At 71.7% G+C, this 16678-nt stretch carries 18 protein-coding genes; 8 read left to right on the forward strand and 10 right to left on the reverse strand.

Annotation, left to right across the window (positions count from 1 at the left end):
• The 4 genes from ACN28A_RS00250 to ACN28A_RS00265 form a co-directional block, all read left to right on the forward strand.
• On the forward strand, positions 1-414 hold a 414-nt coding region (locus ACN28A_RS00250), incomplete at its 5' end, for a hypothetical protein (RefSeq protein WP_421391307.1).
• Positions 415-464: 50 nt separating this feature from the next.
• Positions 465-1043, forward strand: a complete 579-nt coding sequence (locus ACN28A_RS00255) for a hypothetical protein (protein WP_421391281.1) — start codon at positions 465-467, stop codon at positions 1041-1043.
• 174 nt (positions 1044-1217) lie between these two features.
• A complete protein-coding gene (locus tag ACN28A_RS00260; RefSeq protein WP_421391283.1) occupies positions 1218-1865 on the forward strand; it encodes a SigE family RNA polymerase sigma factor in 648 nt (215 codons plus the stop codon).
• A complete protein-coding gene (locus ACN28A_RS00265; RefSeq protein WP_421391284.1) occupies positions 1858-3261 on the forward strand; it encodes a TolB family protein in 1404 nt (467 codons plus the stop codon). Before ACN28A_RS00260 ends, ACN28A_RS00265 begins: the two co-directional genes overlap by 8 nt.
• 15 nt (positions 3262-3276) lie before the next feature.
• Here ACN28A_RS00265 and argS read toward each other — a convergent pair whose 3' ends face one another.
• The 5 genes from argS to ACN28A_RS00290 all read right to left on the reverse strand — a co-directional run bounded on the left by argS (position 3277) and on the right by ACN28A_RS00290 (position 9432).
• Positions 3277-5037: an arginine--tRNA ligase gene (gene argS, locus ACN28A_RS00270; RefSeq protein ID WP_421391286.1), complete on the reverse strand. Its 1761-nt coding sequence runs from the start codon at positions 5035-5037 to the stop codon at positions 3277-3279.
• A gap of 332 nt (positions 5038-5369) precedes the next feature.
• A complete protein-coding gene (locus tag ACN28A_RS00275; protein ID WP_421391287.1) occupies positions 5370-6956 on the reverse strand; it encodes an FAD-dependent monooxygenase in 1587 nt (528 codons plus the stop codon).
• Positions 6957-7114: 158 nt separating this feature from the next.
• A complete protein-coding gene (locus ACN28A_RS00280; RefSeq protein ID WP_421391289.1) occupies positions 7115-7714 on the reverse strand; it encodes a hypothetical protein in 600 nt (199 codons plus the stop codon).
• 738 nt (positions 7715-8452) lie between these two features.
• Complete coding sequence (locus tag ACN28A_RS00285) at positions 8453-8644, reverse strand: DUF397 domain-containing protein (RefSeq protein WP_421391290.1); 192 nt, start codon at positions 8642-8644, stop codon at positions 8453-8455.
• Positions 8641-9432, reverse strand: coding sequence for a DUF5753 domain-containing protein (locus tag ACN28A_RS00290; RefSeq protein WP_421391292.1), 792 nt, complete (start codon positions 9430-9432; stop codon positions 8641-8643). The genes ACN28A_RS00285 and ACN28A_RS00290 overlap by 4 nt, the downstream gene beginning before the upstream one ends.
• 207 nt (positions 9433-9639) lie before the next feature.
• On the opposite strand from ACN28A_RS00290, the gene ACN28A_RS00295 reads away from it, so the two are divergent.
• Together ACN28A_RS00295 and ACN28A_RS00300 are read left to right on the forward strand one after the other, a co-directional pair.
• Positions 9640-9990 carry a hypothetical protein gene (locus ACN28A_RS00295; protein ID WP_421391293.1) on the forward strand — a complete coding sequence of 117 codons (351 nt, stop codon included), beginning with the start codon at positions 9640-9642 and terminating at the stop codon, positions 9988-9990.
• 3 nt (positions 9991-9993) lie between these two features.
• Positions 9994-10278 (forward strand): flavin reductase, encoded by a 285-nt coding sequence (locus ACN28A_RS00300; RefSeq protein WP_421391295.1) that lies wholly within the window; start codon positions 9994-9996, stop codon positions 10276-10278.
• An 18-nt stretch (positions 10279-10296) separates the two neighbouring features.
• Here the strand turns inward: ACN28A_RS00300 and ACN28A_RS00305 are convergent, their stop codons facing one another.
• From ACN28A_RS00305 to ACN28A_RS00315, 3 genes are all read right to left on the reverse strand, one after another.
• Positions 10297-11304, reverse strand: coding sequence for a hypothetical protein (locus tag ACN28A_RS00305; protein WP_421391296.1), 1008 nt, complete (start codon positions 11302-11304; stop codon positions 10297-10299).
• 79 nt (positions 11305-11383) lie between these two features.
• The gene (locus ACN28A_RS00310) at positions 11384-11815 is read right to left on the reverse strand and encodes a type VII secretion target (protein ID WP_421391297.1); all 432 of its coding nucleotides are present in this window, start codon (positions 11813-11815) and stop codon (positions 11384-11386) included.
• Between the two features lie 67 nt (positions 11816-11882).
• The gene (locus ACN28A_RS00315) at positions 11883-13082 is read right to left on the reverse strand and encodes a hypothetical protein (RefSeq protein WP_421391299.1); all 1200 of its coding nucleotides are present in this window, start codon (positions 13080-13082) and stop codon (positions 11883-11885) included.
• 96 nt (positions 13083-13178) lie between these two features.
• Here ACN28A_RS00315 and ACN28A_RS00320 point away from each other — a divergent pair, with 96 nt between their 5' ends.
• The gene (locus ACN28A_RS00320; protein ID WP_421391300.1) at positions 13179-13760 is read left to right on the forward strand and encodes a hypothetical protein; all 582 of its coding nucleotides are present in this window, start codon (positions 13179-13181) and stop codon (positions 13758-13760) included.
• Positions 13761-14047: 287 nt separating this feature from the next.
• Here ACN28A_RS00320 and ACN28A_RS00325 read toward each other — a convergent pair whose 3' ends face one another.
• Together ACN28A_RS00325 and ACN28A_RS00330 are read right to left on the reverse strand one after the other, a co-directional pair.
• On the reverse strand, positions 14048-15046 hold the full coding sequence (locus ACN28A_RS00325; RefSeq protein ID WP_421391302.1) for a lysylphosphatidylglycerol synthase domain-containing protein: 999 nt from the start codon (positions 15044-15046) through the stop codon (positions 14048-14050).
• Complete coding sequence (locus tag ACN28A_RS00330; RefSeq protein ID WP_421391304.1) at positions 15043-16185, reverse strand: glycosyltransferase family 2 protein; 1143 nt, start codon at positions 16183-16185, stop codon at positions 15043-15045. Before ACN28A_RS00330 ends, ACN28A_RS00325 begins: the two co-directional genes overlap by 4 nt.
• Positions 16186-16376: 191 nt before the next feature.
• Between ACN28A_RS00330 and ACN28A_RS00335 the strand changes: the two genes are divergently transcribed.
• Positions 16377-16678 (forward strand): glycosyltransferase family 2 protein (locus ACN28A_RS00335; protein WP_421391309.1); only part of this gene is annotated, 302 nt, incomplete at its 3' end.

Consider the following 16678-nt stretch of genomic DNA (forward strand, 5'->3'; position numbering starts at 1 on the left):
CGGGTCGCCGGACTGGCTCCGATGCTGCACCGGGTGACCGATGTCGCCGTATCCGATCACGACACCGCACGCGCTGGAGAGGCCCTCGTCAACCTGGACCCGAGCCCACGGGACCGAAGGTTCCTCGCCACCACGATTCCCGACCAGGTTGCCCTGCAGGTGAGCGAAGCCGTCACGCTCGGCGGCTGCCTCCGGCCCGGCCAGACCGCCGAAAGCTACGACGCCGCCACCGTCCTCTACGCACGGGTTCTCGAACTGGCCGGATTCGAGGAGCTGGCCGGCGCCTTCGGCCCCGCCGAACCGTCACCGGAGGCGCGGAAGCTGACCACCATGGACGCCGAGCAGATCGGCGCATTCGTCCAGACCAACCAGGAGTTGATCAGCTCGTGCCGGCTGTCCGCCGTTCTCGGGTGACGGGAATCCGCGCCGCAGGACTGTGGCACGTCCGTGGTGGCCCGCTCGCGATGACCGTCATCGTTGCCGCACTGCTGTTCACGGCGTTGTTTCCCGAGCTGAGCCTCTCGGTGAGTGTGGTGTTCGACCTGCCGGCCCGGGGTGTGGGCACGCCGGAGATCGTCGCGGTCGCACTGGCCAGCGTCCTTCCCGCCATCACCGTTCCGCGATTCGACAGCCGCGAACTCACCGCCGGACTGTCGGCCCGGATCGGGCACCTGGCCTACTCCGGGGCCACGCTCGCCGCACCCCTGACCGTCCTGCCGACCTGGTACTGGGTGATCGGACTGAGCCATCCCGAGGAGGAGTTCCCACCCCTGCACGGGTTGATCGGCAACGTGGTCGTCTTCGCATGCCTCGGCGCCATCCTGTGCCTGACGCTCGGCCCGCTGGCCTCCGTCGTGGTCACCCCGGCACTCTTCGCGGGTTTCGTGGTCGCCCAGCATGCGGCACCGAACTCGCTCCTCACCGACGAGTTCGCCACCGGCCGCTCCTGGCACACCAACTACCTGGTCACTGTTGCCATGGTCCTGCTGACCCTCGCCCTCGGTTGGCGGCTACACGCCATCCCCCGGCCCAACCGCCCCTGACCCGCCGACCCGGTTCCGCCAGGCTCCGCCACCCCGCAGGATCGTGCTCTTCCTGGGAAGGCGTGACCTCCGCCGGTCGTGAGGGCCCCCTCCCCGGAACGAGCACGGTCCTGCCGCAAGTTGGCACCCCTCCGGACCGGCGCCGTCAGGCGTGTATGGGATGAGGGGGTGGGTGTGAACGCTGAGGAGTCCTTCCGCGCGTACGTCGGAGCGCGGCTAACCGCGCTGTCCCGGGTGGCGTACCTGCTCACCGGCGACCGGCATCTCGCGGAGGATCTCGTCCAGTCGGCGCTGTTGAAGGTGGCCGGGCACTGGGAGCGGGTGGTGGCCTCCGGCGATCCGGAGGCGTACGTCCGGCGGGTCCTCTACCACCAGCACGTCTCGTGGTGGCGGCGTCGGCGTCCGTTGGCGATCCCGCACGCCGACGTCCCGGACCGGGTAGTGCCGGACGGCACCGGTCAACTCGACACCTCCATCGTGATCCGCCGGGCGCTGTCCCGACTCGCGCCGCGACAGCGGGCCGCGCTGGTGCTGCGCTATTTCGAGGACCTGACCGAGGCGCAGACGGCCGAGGTGCTCGGCTGCTCGGTCGGCACGGTCAAGAGCCAGGTGCGGGACGGGCTGGCCCGGCTGCGCGCCATGGCACCGGAGCTGAGCGACCTGGACGGCGTCCGCGACCTGGACGGCGTCCGCGACCTGGACGGCGTCCGCGACCTGGACGGCGTCCGCGACCTGGACGGCGTTCGGGCGCCCGGCCGGCCTCCTGGAGCCGGGCCAGCACTTCAGGTGCCGGCGGGGGAGAGGAGTGCCGACAATGGATGAGCGGATACGTGGCGCGCTTACCGCACAGGCCGACGAGATGGCACCGGTCCGGCTGCCCGACGACCTGTGGCGTCGCGGGCGGCGTCGGCGACGGGTCCGGCTCGCCGCCGTGGCCGGTGCCGCCGTGCTGTTGGCCGGTGCGGTGCTGGCGCCGTCGCTGCTCACCGGATCGTCGCCGGGGCCCTCTCGGGTGGTGGGGGACGGCTCGGCGGCAGGTGAGCCTGCGGTACCCGGTCGGGTGGAGGTGCCGTGGCTGTGGCAGGCCACCGCCCGGCAGTGGGCGCCGGGGCCGGCGACGATCATGTTCTTCACCGGTGCGACCCGCTACTTCGAGGACACCGGGGTGGTGGTGGGGCGGGACGGCGCCTACCGGTTGGTGTACCTCGACATCGGCGAGACCCGGGGAGTGCTCTCCCCGGACGGTCGGTACTACGCGCGTTTCGGCCCCGCCCTGCTCGACCTGGCCACCGGAGACGAACGCCAGCTCGGCCGCGCATCCGGCTCCGGATCGGGCTCCCGCTCCTCGTCCGCGTCCGGCAGGGGCCTCACCCCGCTGGCCTGGTCGCCGGACGGGCGCTGGCTCGTGTGCGGGCGGAACAACGACGACGAGGGCATCTCGTACGGCCCGGACGGGCAGCAGTTGAACGATCCGGAGCACCCCGACGATCTCGTCGCCGTGGACACCACCACCGGGGAGTTCCGCGACCTGGTCAAGGGCGGCCAACAGGCGTACGGGACGGCGGCGTACTCCCCGGACGGCGCCTCCGTGGCGGTCGCCAGCCAGCACGCGGTCGACGGGGAGCGGCGGCTCGCCGTGCTCGACGTCGCCACGGGACGGGAACGGTGGAGCCTGGACCTCGGCCACCGGCAGTTGGGCGGTACCGGAGCATGGAGCCCGGACGGCAGGCGGCTGGCGATTCTCGCGGTCGACGGCTGCACCGATTTCTGCGACGAGAGCGGACTCGCGGCACAGCGTTGGCGGATCGAGTTCGTCGACGCCGGTACGGGCGCGAGCGCCGGGGCACCGATCGCGCTGCCGGGCCGGCCGGGCGAGGTACTCGGCTGGCGGGCGGGGGTCGAGCCGGTGCTGTCGTACACCCCCGGTGCCGAGCTGACGTCCCGGCACACGGTGTTGGTGGCGGTGAACCGGAACGGCGAGCTGGAGCTGCTTGTCGACGCGGCCGACGAGGTCACCGGGATGGCGGTGCCCCGTCAGTTGGTCGAGGCGGGGCGGTTCGGCGGTCCGTCCCCGGGTCCGTCCCCGTTCGCCGCCCAGTGGTGGGCACTGCTGTCGGCGGGTCTGGTGCTGGCCCCGGTGCTCGGCTGGTTCGTCCGGTGGTGCCGGCGGTTCGTCGGCAGGCGAAGAGCCCACCGACGAACCGAGGCGCCCGGGTGAGGGCTTGCGGGCTTCTCACATCCGGTCCGGGGTGGCGATGCCGAGCAGGTGCAGGCCGTGCCGGAGGACCCGGGCGGTGAGGTCGCAGAGGACGAGCCGGCTGTCCCGGACGGCCGGCTCGGCGCGGAGTACCGGGCAGTGTTCGAAGAAGCCGCTGAACGCGACCGCCACCGCGTGGAGGTGGGCGGCGAGGCGGTGGAGTTCGAGCGTCTCCGCCACGGTGTCGACGACCGTCGGGAAGGCGAGCAGTTCGAGTACCAGGGCCCGTTCGGCGGGCGCGACGACCGCGACGGGTACGCCGGCCGGGGCTGGCTGTCCGGCCCGCCGGAAGATGGACCTGATCCGCGCGTGCGCGTACTGGAGGTACGGGGCGGTGTTGCCGGAGAGGGCGAGCATCCGGTCCCAGTCGAAGACGTAGTCCCTGGTCCGGTCGGCGGAGAGGTCGGCGTACTTGACCGCGCCGACGCCTATCGCCCGGCCCAGGGCGGCGGCGGTCGCCGGGTCCAGGTCCGGGTTCTTCTGCCGGGCCAGCGCCGCCGCCCGGTCCACCGCCTCGTCCAGCAGTTCGACCAGCTTCACCGAGTCACCGGACCGGCTGGCCAGTTTCCGGCCGTCCGGCCCGAGCACCAGCCCGAAGCCGACGTGTTCGGCACGGGCCGGCGGACGTAGCCAGCCGGCCTGCCGGGCGACCGCGTACACCATCTCGAAGTGTTGCCGCTGCGGCAGGCCGACGACGTAGAGCAGCCGGGTGGCGCCGAGTTCCCCGATCCGGTGGCGGAGCGCGGCGAGGTCGGTGGCGGCGTACCCGTAACCGCCGTCCCGTTTGCGCACGATCAGCGGGACCGGCTCGCCGTCCCGGCCGGGGAAGCCGGCCGGGAAGGCGCAGGCCGCGTCGCCGCTCTCGACGAGCAGGCCGAGCCGGTCGAGTTCGTCGGTGACCGGGCCGAGCATCGGGTTGTAGTGGCTCTCGCCGACGAAGTCGGCCCGGGTCAGCAGCACGTCGAGCCGGTCGTAGACGGCCAGGAAGTACGATTCCGACTCGGCGACCAGCAGCCGCCAGAGCCGCAGCGTCGCCTCGTCGCCGCCCTGGAGTGCGACCACCCGCTGCCGGGCCCGTTCCCGGAACGTCCCGTCGGCGTCGAACTTGACTCGCGCTCCCTTGTAGAACGAGTCCAGGTCGCCGATGGACAGCTCGGCCACCGCCGCCGACTCGCCGAGGTCGACCAGGTGCTCGATCAGCATCCCGAACGGGGTGCCCCAGTCGCCGAGGTGGTTGGCCCGGACCACCCGATGCCCGAGCCAGTCGAGCAGCCGGGCGACGGCGTCGCCGATGATGGTGGACCGGAGGTGGCCGACGTGCATCTCCTTGGCCACGTTCGGGGCCGAGTAGTCGACCACCACGGTTTCGGGGGTGGTGGTGACGGGCACGCCGAGTCGGGGGTCGGCGGCCATCGTCGACACCAGGTCGCCGAGCAGGCGGTCGGAGACGGTGAGGTTGACGAAGCCGGGGCCGGAGACGGTGACCGCCGAGCAGAGGTCGGCCAGTGCGGCCCGCTCGACCACCTCGGCGGCGATCTCCCGGGGTGGCCGGCCGAGCCGGCGGGCCAGGGACAGCGCCGCCTCGGCCTGGAAGTCCGCGTGCCGGGAGCGCCGGACCACCGGATCCACAAACCGATCCGGCAGGTCCGTCGGATCGACCGGGTCCACCGGGCCGGCTGCGGCGACGGCCGCGAACGACCGCGCCAGCCGGTCGCTGAGCAGGCTTTCGAGATTCATCCGGGTACGCCTTCCTCGCTCCGGTCCGTTGACCGGACCACCGGTGCTGGGAGCGGATCGATCGCGTACGGCGGCACCGGCGGATCGATTCCGCCGGTGGTGATCGGAGTGGTCAGCCCAGGCGGTCTCGGCGGGCTCGGGAACGAGCCACCGGACGCCGTCGGCTGACAGTGGGGTACGCCGAGGACACCAGCCGACCGGAGAGGTCGGGGTACGCCGCGTCGGCAGGACTGGCCACGGCGCCAGGGTATCCGGAAGTGCGGCCCCGGGGTGTACCGGATTTCCGTGCGCCGGGCATCCCGGGGAGTGTCGCAGTCCTCGGCAGCGTCCGCTCAGCCCGCGGCAAGGGTTCCTGCGCTGCCGAACCACCTGGCCAGCGCGACGTCGAGCGTCCGCTGATCGTCACCGACCCAGGCGACGTACCCGTCCGGCCGGAGCAGCACCGCCGGTACGCCCAACGCGTCGCAGCCGTTCCTGCCGTCCGGGTCGTTCTTGCCGTCCGGGTCGTCCTTGCCGTCCGGGTCGTTCGCGCCGTCCGCGCCGCTCACGCCGTCCCTGCCGTGCGCCGCGACCGGGCCGTGGTCGAGCCGGTCGACCCGGTCGGTCCAGCCGTGCACCGAGAGCCGTCCGGTCTGGTCGAGCAGCAGCCCGTTGCCGGTGCGCATCAGCTCGAAGAGGCGCCCGTGCTGACAGCGGACGTCGCGCAGTCGCCGGCCGAGCAGGGGATGGCCGGTGCCGAAGTCGTACCGGACGCCGATTGCCGTGATCTTCTCGACCAGGAACCGGTTGACGTCGTCGAGGTCCATCAACCGCGCCAGCAGCCGCCGAACCGCCTGCGGTCCGGGCTCGTCGACGGTCAGGTGCAGCTGGGCGCGGGTGTTGTCGAGCACGTCGGCGGCGACCGGATGCCGCTCGGATTCGTAGCTGTCCAGCAGGTCGTCCGGTGCCCAGCCGTGGACTGCCGCCGCCAGCTTCCAGCCGAGGTTGAACGCGTCCTGGATGCCGAGATTGAGCCCCTGCCCGCCCATCGGCGGGTGGACGTGTGCGGCGTCTCCGGCCAGGAACACCCGGCCGACCCGGTAGCGCTCGGCCTGCCGGGTCGCGTCGCCGAAGCGGGACAGCCAGCGAGGGGAGTGCACGCCGAAGTCGGTCCCGGCGTACCTGCGCAGTTGGCGTCTGAACTCCTCGATCGTCGGCGGCACCGAGCGGTCTTCGGCGACGTTCTCCGCCGGTACGACCGCCCGGAACACTCCCGGCCTGCCCGACGGCCCGATCCCGAACCGCTTCTCGGTCTTGCGCACCTCGATCGTCACCGCGGCGACATCGTCCGGGGAGGCCGTCACCTCCATCTCGCCCAGCAGCGTGTCGATCCTCGACGGCTCACCGGGGAATCCGATCCCGAGCAGTTTCCGAACCGTGCTGCGTCCACCGTCGCAGCCGACGACGAACCGTGCCCGCAACGGCCCCGCGGACTCGTCTTCCCCGGGTGTGTTCCGCACGAGGACTGTGACGCCGTCGTCGTGCTGCTCGAGTCCGACCACCGCCGTGCCGCGCCGGATCTCGGCGCCGACCTCGGCGGCATGCTCGGCGAGCAGCCGGTCGGTGAGCGTCTGCGGGATGCCGAGAACGTAGCCGTGTGCGGTGTCCAGGCCGGTGGGGGCGGGCTTCTCGATGCCGGCGAAGAATCCTCGGACGGCGCCGGGGACGATCGGGTGCTGTTTGCCGTTGTCGAGGAACCGCTGCAACAGGCCCCGCTGGTCCAGTATCTCGATACTGCGTACGTGCAGCCCGAGCGATCGTACGAACGGCGGCGGCTCGGTCTCCTTTTCCAGCACGAGCACGTCGACGCCGCGCAGTCGTAATTCGCTCGCCAGCATCATGCCGGTCGGGCCACCGCCGACGACGATGACATCGAACATGGAATCCCCCCGGTTGCCGCTTGTTGTCTTCGGCCGACGATTGTGCGCCACGACGGGGGTCTTGCCGCAAGTCCGGGGGTGCGGTATATGTTGGTAGTGGCAGGGATTTTCCCTGCGTGCGGCTGTGGTTTGCCGACCGGCTATGGATTGGCGACCGGCTACGGATTGGCGACGCCGCGATACACGGCCAGCGCCACGCCGAATCCCAGGAAGTGACTGCTGAGGAGCAAGGTCGCCCCGAGCGCGAAACCCAACTTGCCGGCGTGGGCCGCCAGCGGCGGCTTCGATGCGAAGGCGGTCATCGAGGCCCTGACCGGGCCCCAGCAGTAGGGCCACGCGGTGCCGATCAGCGCCAGTGTGACGAGCGTGATCGTGTTGCTCAGGTTGCTCTCGAATTCCAGGAAGGTCGTCGGCTGGACGGCTGGGTTCGTCGCCGGCCGCTCGACCATCATGCTCGCCATGCGCAGGCCCAGCAGCGTACCCAGGATCGCGCCTATGGCGGCGCGGTTTCCGACCGCCGAGACGAACCGTTTCGTCGGCTCGGACTGCCTCGCCACGATCAGGCAGTAGGCCACGAGGTTCAGCGTCGAGAACGACAGGAATGCTATGACCGCCAGGCCGGCCGCGACCACGTAGCGCGCCGGGCCGGCAATGGTGGTGGGGTCGGCGACGTAACGGGGAGCCAGCCAGCCCGCTGCGATGAGCCCCGAGATCAGCAGCACCGCCAACACCGGCCCGGGTTGCGCGACCTTTTCCATTATGAGGTTGTACTGCGACGCCTCGGCTTCGGCCGGCCCGGTTGTCGTCGAACGGCGAGAATCGGTTCCTGTGGAACGGCCACGGTCGGATGTCGTCGTGCGGCGGCTCGGCTGTCGCGGCGGGCCCGGGTCGACTCGCTCGACCATTGCCTCCGTCTGTCCGCGCCTGTTGCGCCGTCGGGTCCGCTGCTTACCCATCCGCCCTCATCTCGGTGCCGCGCCCTCATTCGCCGATAGTCACTCCCCCCCCCCCCCCCCCCCCGGGAATGCCGTCAGCGTACAACCGGGGTTCAACCGTCGACCGATAAGGACCATTCAGATGTGCAGAGTGGAGTTCGGCGGTGATTTGTCTGTGCTGGGGTCGCGCGTGCTACCGCGGAAAGGAGTGCTTGTCGCGGGAATTCGGGGTGCTCGGCTTACGGCCCGTGCCGGAGCACTTCGGGGACGTTGCGGTGGGCCGATTCCTGATAGCCATCCGTCGATGCTTTGGACAGTGCGCCGCCCGACCGGCGAGGTACGGCACCAGTCACACGTCGGGGGCTCGATCTTCCTCCGCCAGTGGGCGGAACCGGTGGCCGACGCGGTGGCCGAGGTGGAACACCGGCGCACCCCGGTCAGCCGCAGGACGTCGACGCCTACTGCGCCGCCCTGCTGGCCCGCTGGGGCTGAGCAGGTGACAGGTTGTCCATTTCGGCCAGTGCGTCGGTGTCGGTGCGACAGGTGTTGCGGGCAATCGTGTTACGGGCGTCGGGTGACCTCGTCGACGAAGGCCCGCCAGGCTGCCGGGGCGAAGGCCAGTACCGGTCCGGTCGTGTCCTTGCTGTCCCGTACGGCCACGACCTCGGACAGGTTGCGGGCCACCTCGACGCAGTCCCCGCCGTTCGTGCTGCTGCGCGTGCTCTTGTGCCACTGGGCGCCGCTCAGGTTCATAGCTGCTCCATCACTTTCCTGATCAGGTCGGCTGACTGCGGTACCGCCAGTGCGCTGCCCCGAATGGCATCCCAGGCCCGACGCAACCGCAACACCTCGGCGGGCTGCTCGACCACCTGCCCGTGCAACTGGTTGTCGAGATAGCCCACGTCCACGTTGGTCGGCAGGGTCGCCAACACGAACGGCCCGCCAAGTCCAGGGTACGACCCGATGTTGGCCGGTACTACCTGGATCTGCACCAGGGGAGTCGCGCTCAGCTTGAGCAGGTGGGCCAACTGGTCCCGCATCACCTCGCGCCCGCCGATCACCCGGCGGATCACGCACTCGTCGACGACGGCGATGACCTGCGGCGGGTCGTCCCGGGTCAGGATGGACTGCCGGTCGAGCCGCTCGGCGACCTTCTGCCGCAACTGTTCGTCGGTGAGCAGCGCGCCACTGAGCAGCGCCTGCGCATACGCCTCGGTCTGGAACAGGCCCGGCAGGACCGCGTTCTGGAAGGACCGCAGGGCGACCGCCTCGCGTTCCTGGTCGATCCACTCGCGCAGCCAGGTCGGGGTGCCGAGCGCGGTGACCAGGCGTTCGTACACCCCGCCCGTCTTCAGGGCCCGGTCGGCACCGGCGATGAAGGCCATCGTCAGGGCCCGGGTCCGTTTCTCGACGGCGCTGACGTGTGAGGCGGAGAAGTTCGCCACCCGCCCGAACGCCTCCTGCGTCGTTCCGGTGCTCTGCCTGCCCTGGCGGATCTCGGAAACGATGAATGCGGCAAGTGGTTCCGGTACTTCGGTCATCAGGATTCCCCAGGAGATAGATCAATTATTCACAGCTCTCCACCGGCCATTCACGCACTGCCTGAATCTGTCAGCCGCACCCACCGGCGGATAAGCCGTTCCCAGCGTAGGGCCTGCTCGTCCAAGGTGGAACCGACACTTTCGGTGGGTCCACCGCACCCGCCACCGGTGATCGGAGAACGCAATTTCCACGGATGGGAGGGCCGGATGATGTTCGGTCGCGGAACGAAGAAGAACCGTCATCGCCGGGACTGGCGGCGGCTCTGGCGGTACTGCCGGTGCGGCTTCCGCTGGCGTTGCCCGGACTCGGTCGAGCCGGTGCCGATGCCGTACGCGCCGACGGTGCCGCCGTTGACCGGGACGGCGTACCGGACAGCCCGGCGCGGCGCGGCGACGCCGACAGCGCAGCCGGACGCTCCACCCTCGCCGGCCCGGCCCCGGGCGGTCAACCGCCGCCCCGGCTTGGACGCACCGACCCGCTCCTTCCAGGCGAATGGCCGGCCCGGGGCGCTGACCCCGGCCCAGACCGCGCGCTCCCGGCAGCGGCAGCAGGTGTGAGCCGTGATCGGGCCGCAGGAACGCTGGTACCGGCACATGCGGCGCAACCCGCGACGCTATCCGACCGGCCGGCACCTGCCGGCCCAGGCGTACCGCTGCCAGAGCTGCTCCGACCCGTGGCCGTGCGCGCCGGCCCGACTCGCCCTGCTGATCGGCTTCCGGGGTGACCGGGTGGGCCTGCTGATGTACCTCGCCGCACACCTCACCCGGGCCCTGGAAGCACTACCCGACACACACCCGGCCCTGGTCACCAGCCAGATCCTCTACTGGGTCCCCCGTCGCCGCTGAGATCGGGGACGGGACGGTTCAGTCGTGCGGGCGCAGCGAGCCGTCGGTGATCTCACCCGGCCGGGCGGAGCTGATCGCGGGCTCCGGCACGGCGAGCGGGCCGGAGGCGGTGCGGGCGTCGCCGATGGTGTCGAGGAGGTTCTTCAGCGCCTGCTCGACCTTCCGCTCCTCCTCGACCATGTCGCCGTCCATCTTGATCATCGCCTCGGAGACCTTGACCGCGACCTCCTGGGCCGTCGGGGCGCTCAACTCGTTTGTCTTCGGCGGGTCCGGGACCAGGCCCTGGGACAGGGTGCTGCCGGCGATCAGCACCGCACCGGCGATCGCCCAGCCGGCCGGGCCGAGGGTCAGGCCGGTACCGACCGCGATGCCGACCAGGGTGCCCCAGGTGAAGCTCTTCGGATCCTTGCCGTTGTTGAGCGTCTGCACCGCCTGGATCGACTTGTCGAGCAACTCGATGATGCCCTTGCGGTAGCGGATGTAGAGGATCTTGTTGCACTCGAGCTGTTCGCGTACCACCTTGGCGACGGCTGCCTGGTTGATCGACGCGGTCTGCAACGGGCTGACGAAGTTGTCGATGAAGTTGACCTGGAGGTCGCCCTGCCACTGGCTCATGTCGGTGCGGACGTCGTTGATCCGGGACAGCGCCGAGTTGGCGCCGCTGAAGTTGCCCGCGTCGTCCTGGCTGCCTCCGAAGGAGCTCTCGATCGTACGCAGCGAGGCGATCATCGGGTTGGTGGCGTCCGGATCGGGCTCCAGGTACTTCTCGAAGGCCGGCTCGACCCACTCGTAGTACTCGTTGCGCACGGTGTTCCGGTATCCCTCGATCTCCTCCGGCGGGATCGGCGAGTGCGGGGACTCGGGGTGCGTCTGCGCCCATTCGAGGTCCACGGCCTTGCGCCAGGACTCGATGTCGTCGAGGGTCTGCCGGATCAGCTCCTGCTTGAGCTGGGAAGCCTTCTCCCGGACCGTACCCTTGTACGTCCCGCCGGCCAGGTCTGCCGGCGTGTCAACTTGGCTGCTCACTGCTGACGCTCCTTCAACTGCCCCCCGTTCGGGGCGTCGGCTTGCGGATCCAGGTCTGTGCGGTTGTCGCCCCGCCCGGTCAGCCCTGGTAGGGCTCGCCGGGATGGTCGTCGGCGCCCTCGGCGGGCGGGTTCGACGCCGGGTCGTTCGGGTCGTGGTTCGCCGGGTCCGCCAGGTACTGCGACAGGGCGTCGGCACTGGCCATGTCGGCGTCGACGTACGCCTGGCGGGCCATCCGGAGCGCTTCTGCCGCGTTCAGGATCGTCCCGCCGGTCTGGGTGTACATCCGTTGCATCTCGTCGCGCAGCGCGGCCCAGGCCGCCGCTCCGGCGCTGGACATGATGGTGCCGCCCGGCCCGGTCGGGGTGTTGGCCCGGAACCCGCCGCCGTCGTCACCGGTCGCGCCGCCGAGGCTGCGGCTGGCGTCGTAGTAGACGTCCGCGATCCGGGGCAGGTGTACGTCGGACACCCGCCAGAGGTGGTACAGGTCGCCACCGACGATCTCTGCCATCAAGGGCTCCTTCGGCTGTTTCGCTGTGGAATTCGGGTACTGCGCGGACGCGCGGAGGGGTCCCGGCTCAGCGGGACCGTCGCCTGACCAGCCAGCCGACGACGACGACCACGACGAGGACGGCGCCGGCCGCGAACGGCCACCACGGCACCGACGAGTCGCCGTCCGGGGTCTCCGCGTTCGGCGCGGACAGGCGGAACGAATACACCCGGTGTCCGGCGTTGTCGACGAGATAGCCGACGCCGGAGGCGCTCACGGCGACCGGACCGACCACCGGGCTCCCGGCCGCGTCGAGGGTGGCCACGGTGCCGAGTGCGGCGCCGTCGCCCAGCCGCAGCAGTGTCCGGGCCGACTGGTCGAGGGCGTAGACCTGGTCGCCGGCCGCGCTGACGGCGGCGACGTTGTTCATCGGCGGCTCCGGCGGCGGCCAGTTTCCCGCCTCGGAAAGCTCCCACCGTGCGCCGTCGGGCTGGTCGGGCAGGGTGACCGTGCCGAGCTTGCCGCCGGTCAGCCTGTGCAGCACGAGCCCGTCGGCGATCCAGAGGTCGCCTCCGCCGTCCACGGCGAGGCTTCCGGGGCTCGGCACCGGGACAGTGGTGGCCTCCCCGCCCGCGGCGACGAGCTGGCTGTTCCCGTTTCCCGCCACCGTGCTGATGGTCCCGTCCGGCGTCACCGCCCGGACCCGGTGGTTACGGAGGTCTCCGACGTAGACGGTGCCGTCGGATGCGACGGCGAGGCCGCCGAGCTGGCCGAAGGAGGCCCGGGCCGCCGGCCCACCGTCGCCGATCGGGCCCGGCACGCCGGTGCCGGCGACCACCGACAGCCGGCCGTCCGGAGCGAGCCGGAACACCCGGGCCAGACCGGTGTCCGCGATGTAGAGCGTGTTGTCGCGACCGACCGCCAGGCTCTGCGGCAGTGCCAGGTCCACCTCCGTGCCGGGCGTACCGTCGGTCACCTCGGTGCCGGGCGTGCCGGCCCGACCGCTGCCGGCGACGGTCGAGATGGTGCCGTCCGGGGCCACCTTCCGGACCCGGCGGTTGCCGGCGTCGCTGAGGTAGACGGAGCCGTCGGCGGCCACCGCCACCCCGGCGGGACGGTCGAGCGCCGCCGCCGAGGCCGGACCGCCGTCCCCGGTCCCCCCGGCCGTTCCGGTACCCGCGAACACGTCGACATCGACCGCCCCGCCGTATGCCGGAGGGGGCGGGACCAGAGCGGCCCCGATCACGAGCGCGGCGAGCGGCACGGCGACCCGACGTGGTGAAAGCATGGACCTTTGTCTACCACAGCACACCAAGTGGTCGAATCCTCGTGCGTGGAAGGTTTATGGTGACGCCGCCAGACGCTTCCCATCGGAAGGAGCGACATGCCCCACATCGGTGAGTACCTCGACAACATGGTTGTCACGGTGGACTCTCCCGACGAGCGCATCCGGGCACGCGTCTCCAACTATCACGACGTGGAGATCACCTTCGCGCCCGGCGCCTTCGACAGGTACGACGAGGAGCAGCTCAGCCACCAGCTCGCCCGGCTGGGGGTGACCACCTGGGTGGCGTACCACCGGGCCCGCTCCGAGGCGTACCGGCTGTCCCAGGGGCTCAGCTCCGACGAGCTCGCCGACGCCGAGCGGCCCAGCGACGACCCGTACCGGCGGCAGTACGAGGTGGAGCTGAACGCCATCGAGGGTGAGGGCGTGTCGGCCGGTGGTGCGGTGCGGGTGCGCACCTACGGGCTGATGCAGTGGAACGTCGACATCGAGCCGGGCAGCATCCGGCGACTCGGCGAGACGGCCTTCCTGGCCGAGCTGCACTCCGCGATGAAGTCGCTGCTCAGCGACCGGGAGATGAAGATCATCGGCCTGAAGTCGGAGTACTTCGACATCGGCATTCCCCGCCGGTGGCGGGAGCTGATGACCGAGCTGCGGACCCGCAACCGGAACCGCCGCTGAGCCGCCCGGCCGGGCCCGCCCGGTCGCGACCGGGCGGGATCCGGATGGTGCGTGAGCGCGCGGGATCCGGACGGGCCCGGGACCGGGGTAGATCCGGATGGCCCGCGACCGGTTGCGGGCTCCGGCCGAGCCGTGAACGGTCGCGGGCCCCGGCCGAGCCGTGAACGGTCGCGGGCCCCGGCCGAGCCGTGAACGGTTGCGGGCTCCGGCCGAGCCGTGAACGGTTGCGGGCTCCGGCCGAGCCGTGAACGGTCGCGGGCTCCGATGACCGCGACCAGCCGGCGGGTTCAGACGCTGGCCGGCAGTTCCGTGCCGGCCGGCGACTCTGTGCCGGCCGGCACGGCCGGGGCCGGCGGTCGGGCGCGGCGGCGGATCAGTTCGGCGGCCAGCAGCGCCACGCCGGCCGAGGCGATCTCGCTGACCGTGCAGATCAGCCGGCTGACCAGCACCACGGCCCCGGCGGTGGGCAACGGCAGCAGTCCGGTCAGCGCCACCATCAGGATGCCCTCGCGCACCCCGATGCCGTCGGGTACGAAGACCACGAAACTGCCGACCACGGCAGCCAGCCCGAACGCGCCGACGCAGACCGGGAACGAGGCTGCCGGCGGGGCACCGGCGGCGACCGCGACCAGCCAGAACTGGAGGCCGGCGACCAGCCAGGAGACCGCCTGGGCCGCGATCGCGTACCGCAGGTCGCGGTGCCCGGCCGGCGCGGGTGCCGGCCGGCGCAGCAGCCGGGCCAGCGCCGCCGCCCAACGGTTGGCCAGTTCGGGCCGGATCGCGCAGGCCAGCACCGGCAGCGCGGCCAGCAGCAGCCAGCCGCCCCGCCCGCCGAGCACGCTCGGTGCGGCGACCAGCCCGACGGTGAGCCCGGTCAGCGACATCACCGCGATGTTCAGCACGTAGACCGTGGCCATCCGGGCCGGGGTCACCCCGGCGGTCCGGCCCATCCTGATGTTGGCGATCAGCGCCCAGAACCGGCCCGGCACGAACTTCGTGATCATGCCGACGAAGAAGATCCGGGCGGCGGTCCAGACCCCGACCGGCGAGCCGAGACCGGCGAGCAGGTGGCGCCAGGAGAGCATCCCGAGCACCAGCCCCACCGAGTTGACCAGCAGGGCGAGCCCGAGCAGGCTCAGCTCGGCCGGCCCGGCCAGGTCGCGTACGGCGGCCCAGTCCGCGTCGCGCAGCGCGACCGCGACGCCGACCACCAGGGCGATTCCGAAGAGTACGGTGGCGACCCGGCGCAGCACGCCGAGGCGTACCCGGAGGATGTCGGCGGTCATCGGAGGGCTCCCGACGCGACCCGGGCGGGTGCGGCGGAGCCGGCCGTCGGCCAGCGCCACGGTGCGAGGAGCAACCGGAGCAGCCCGACGCCGGTGCCGAACACCGTCGCGGCGGTCAGCAGGAAGTGCAGCCCGGCGAAACGGCAGGCGAAGCGGGCCCCCCGGACCCGCCGGACGAAGCCGAGCAGCTCCCGGTTCGCGGCCAGGAACGCGGCGGCGGCCAGCGCCGGCAGGCCGAGCAGCGCCAGCGGCAGCGCCGGCAGGTCGACCAGCGGCGGCGCCGCACCGGAGCCGAGCCCTGGTGTACCGAGACCGGAGAGCAGCGCCAGCATCGGCAGCGGCAGGCTGGCCAGGGTGGCGGCGCAACTCAACACCGCCGCCGGGCCGAGCGCGTCGGTGCGGGCGGTGGCCACCCCGGCGCGCCCGCCCCGGCGCAGTCCCCGGGCCAGGTTGACCGCGAAGAGGGTGGCCCGGCGGTACTGCTCGCGCAGCAGCGGCCGGAGCCGGTCCACGTCGTCGTGCCGGCCGACCACCTCGGCGCTCATCACGATCCGGGCCCCGGCCGGCAGCCGGGTGCCGAACTCGACGTCCTCGCCGTCCCGCAGCCCCTCGTCGAAGCCGCCGACCCGATCGAAGACCTCCCGCCGGACGGCGGTGAGCGCGAAGAGCGTAACCGTGACCGGCCCGGCGGCCCGGCGTCGCCAGAAGTGTTCGTAGAGCGTCTTGTACTCCTCGACCGGGCCGTCGGCGAAGAGCGGCTCCGAGTCGTAGATGCCCTGCACCAGCGCGCACTCCGGGTCGCCGGCCAGCACCCGCAGGGCGGAACGCAGCGCGTCCGGGGCGAGTGCGATGTCCGAGTCGACGAAGAAGAGCACGTCGCCCCGGCTGGCCGCCGCGCCGGTGTTCCGGGCCGCCGAGACGCCCCGGTTCACCGGCGCGACGATCAGCCGGCAGGGATAGCGGCGGGCGATCGCGGCCGAGTCGTCGGAGCTGGCGTCGTCCACCACGATCACCTCCAGCGGCGCGTGCGACTGGGCGTAGACGGCGTCCAGGCAGGCGGCGAGGGTCTTCGCCGAGCGATAGCTGGGGATGACCACCGAGACCGTGCCGGCAGTCGTGTCCATCGTGCTCGTGTCCATCTCGGTCGTGTCCACTGCGTTCGGGCCTCTCGATCGGGACGCCGGGCGGTCCGTCGACGGCAGACGCTAGGCGGGCGACCTGGGCCGGACCGGGTAGTCGGGCTGGAGGAAACCCCTAGCGCGCACCGTCACCGGCGGCGACGGTCGGTAGTCGGGGAGGACTCCACCATCGGCGGCTAGCGTCCGCGACCATGACTGGAACCAGGACCGGAATCAGCGGTACGGCCTCCGGGCCACTCACCGTCTCCGTGGTCGTACCCTGCTACAACGCGGCGCGGACCCTGCGCGCCTGCCTGCGGTCGGTACTGGCGCAGACGTACCGGCCGGTGGAGGTGCTCCTCGTCGACGACGGCAGCACCGACGAGTCCCGGGAGATCGCGGCGGAACTCGGCTGCCGGGTGCTGCGCCAACCGGAGAACCGGGGCGTCTCGGCAGCCCGCAACGCGGGAGTCGCCGCCACCCGGGGCGAGGTGGTCTTCTTCCTCGACTCCGA

This window comes from Plantactinospora sp. WMMB782, assembly GCF_049179135.1.
GTDB lineage: Bacteria > Actinomycetota > Actinomycetes > Mycobacteriales > Micromonosporaceae > Plantactinospora.

Bases quoted from the DNA above. Each gene is read 5' to 3' on its own strand.
- ACN28A_RS00280 (WP_421391289.1), bottom strand. From the start codon at position 7,714: ATGGAAAAGGTCGCGCAACCCGGGCCGGTGTTGGCGGTGCTGCTGATC.
- argS (WP_421391286.1), bottom strand. From the start codon at position 5,037: ATGAATCTCGAAAGCCTGCTCAGCGACCGGCTGGCGCGGTCGTTCGCG.
- ACN28A_RS00265 (WP_421391284.1), top strand. From the start codon at position 1,858: ATGGATGAGCGGATACGTGGCGCGCTTACCGCACAGGCCGACGAGATG.
- ACN28A_RS00325 (WP_421391302.1), bottom strand. From the start codon at position 15,046: ATGACCGCCGACATCCTCCGGGTACGCCTCGGCGTGCTGCGCCGGGTC.
- ACN28A_RS00315 (WP_421391299.1), bottom strand. From the start codon at position 13,082: ATGCTTTCACCACGTCGGGTCGCCGTGCCGCTCGCCGCGCTCGTGATC.
- ACN28A_RS00310 (WP_421391297.1), bottom strand. From the start codon at position 11,815: ATGGCAGAGATCGTCGGTGGCGACCTGTACCACCTCTGGCGGGTGTCC.
- ACN28A_RS00290 (WP_421391292.1), bottom strand. From the start codon at position 9,432: ATGACCGAAGTACCGGAACCACTTGCCGCATTCATCGTTTCCGAGATC.
- ACN28A_RS00330 (WP_421391304.1), bottom strand. From the start codon at position 16,185: ATGGACACGAGCACGATGGACACGACTGCCGGCACGGTCTCGGTGGTC.
- ACN28A_RS00295 (WP_421391293.1), top strand. From the start codon at position 9,640: ATGATGTTCGGTCGCGGAACGAAGAAGAACCGTCATCGCCGGGACTGG.
- ACN28A_RS00285 (WP_421391290.1), bottom strand. From the start codon at position 8,644: ATGAACCTGAGCGGCGCCCAGTGGCACAAGAGCACGCGCAGCAGCACG.
- ACN28A_RS00255 (WP_421391281.1), top strand. From the start codon at position 465: ATGACCGTCATCGTTGCCGCACTGCTGTTCACGGCGTTGTTTCCCGAG.
- ACN28A_RS00320 (WP_421391300.1), top strand. From the start codon at position 13,179: ATGCCCCACATCGGTGAGTACCTCGACAACATGGTTGTCACGGTGGAC.
- ACN28A_RS00275 (WP_421391287.1), bottom strand. From the start codon at position 6,956: ATGTTCGATGTCATCGTCGTCGGCGGTGGCCCGACCGGCATGATGCTG.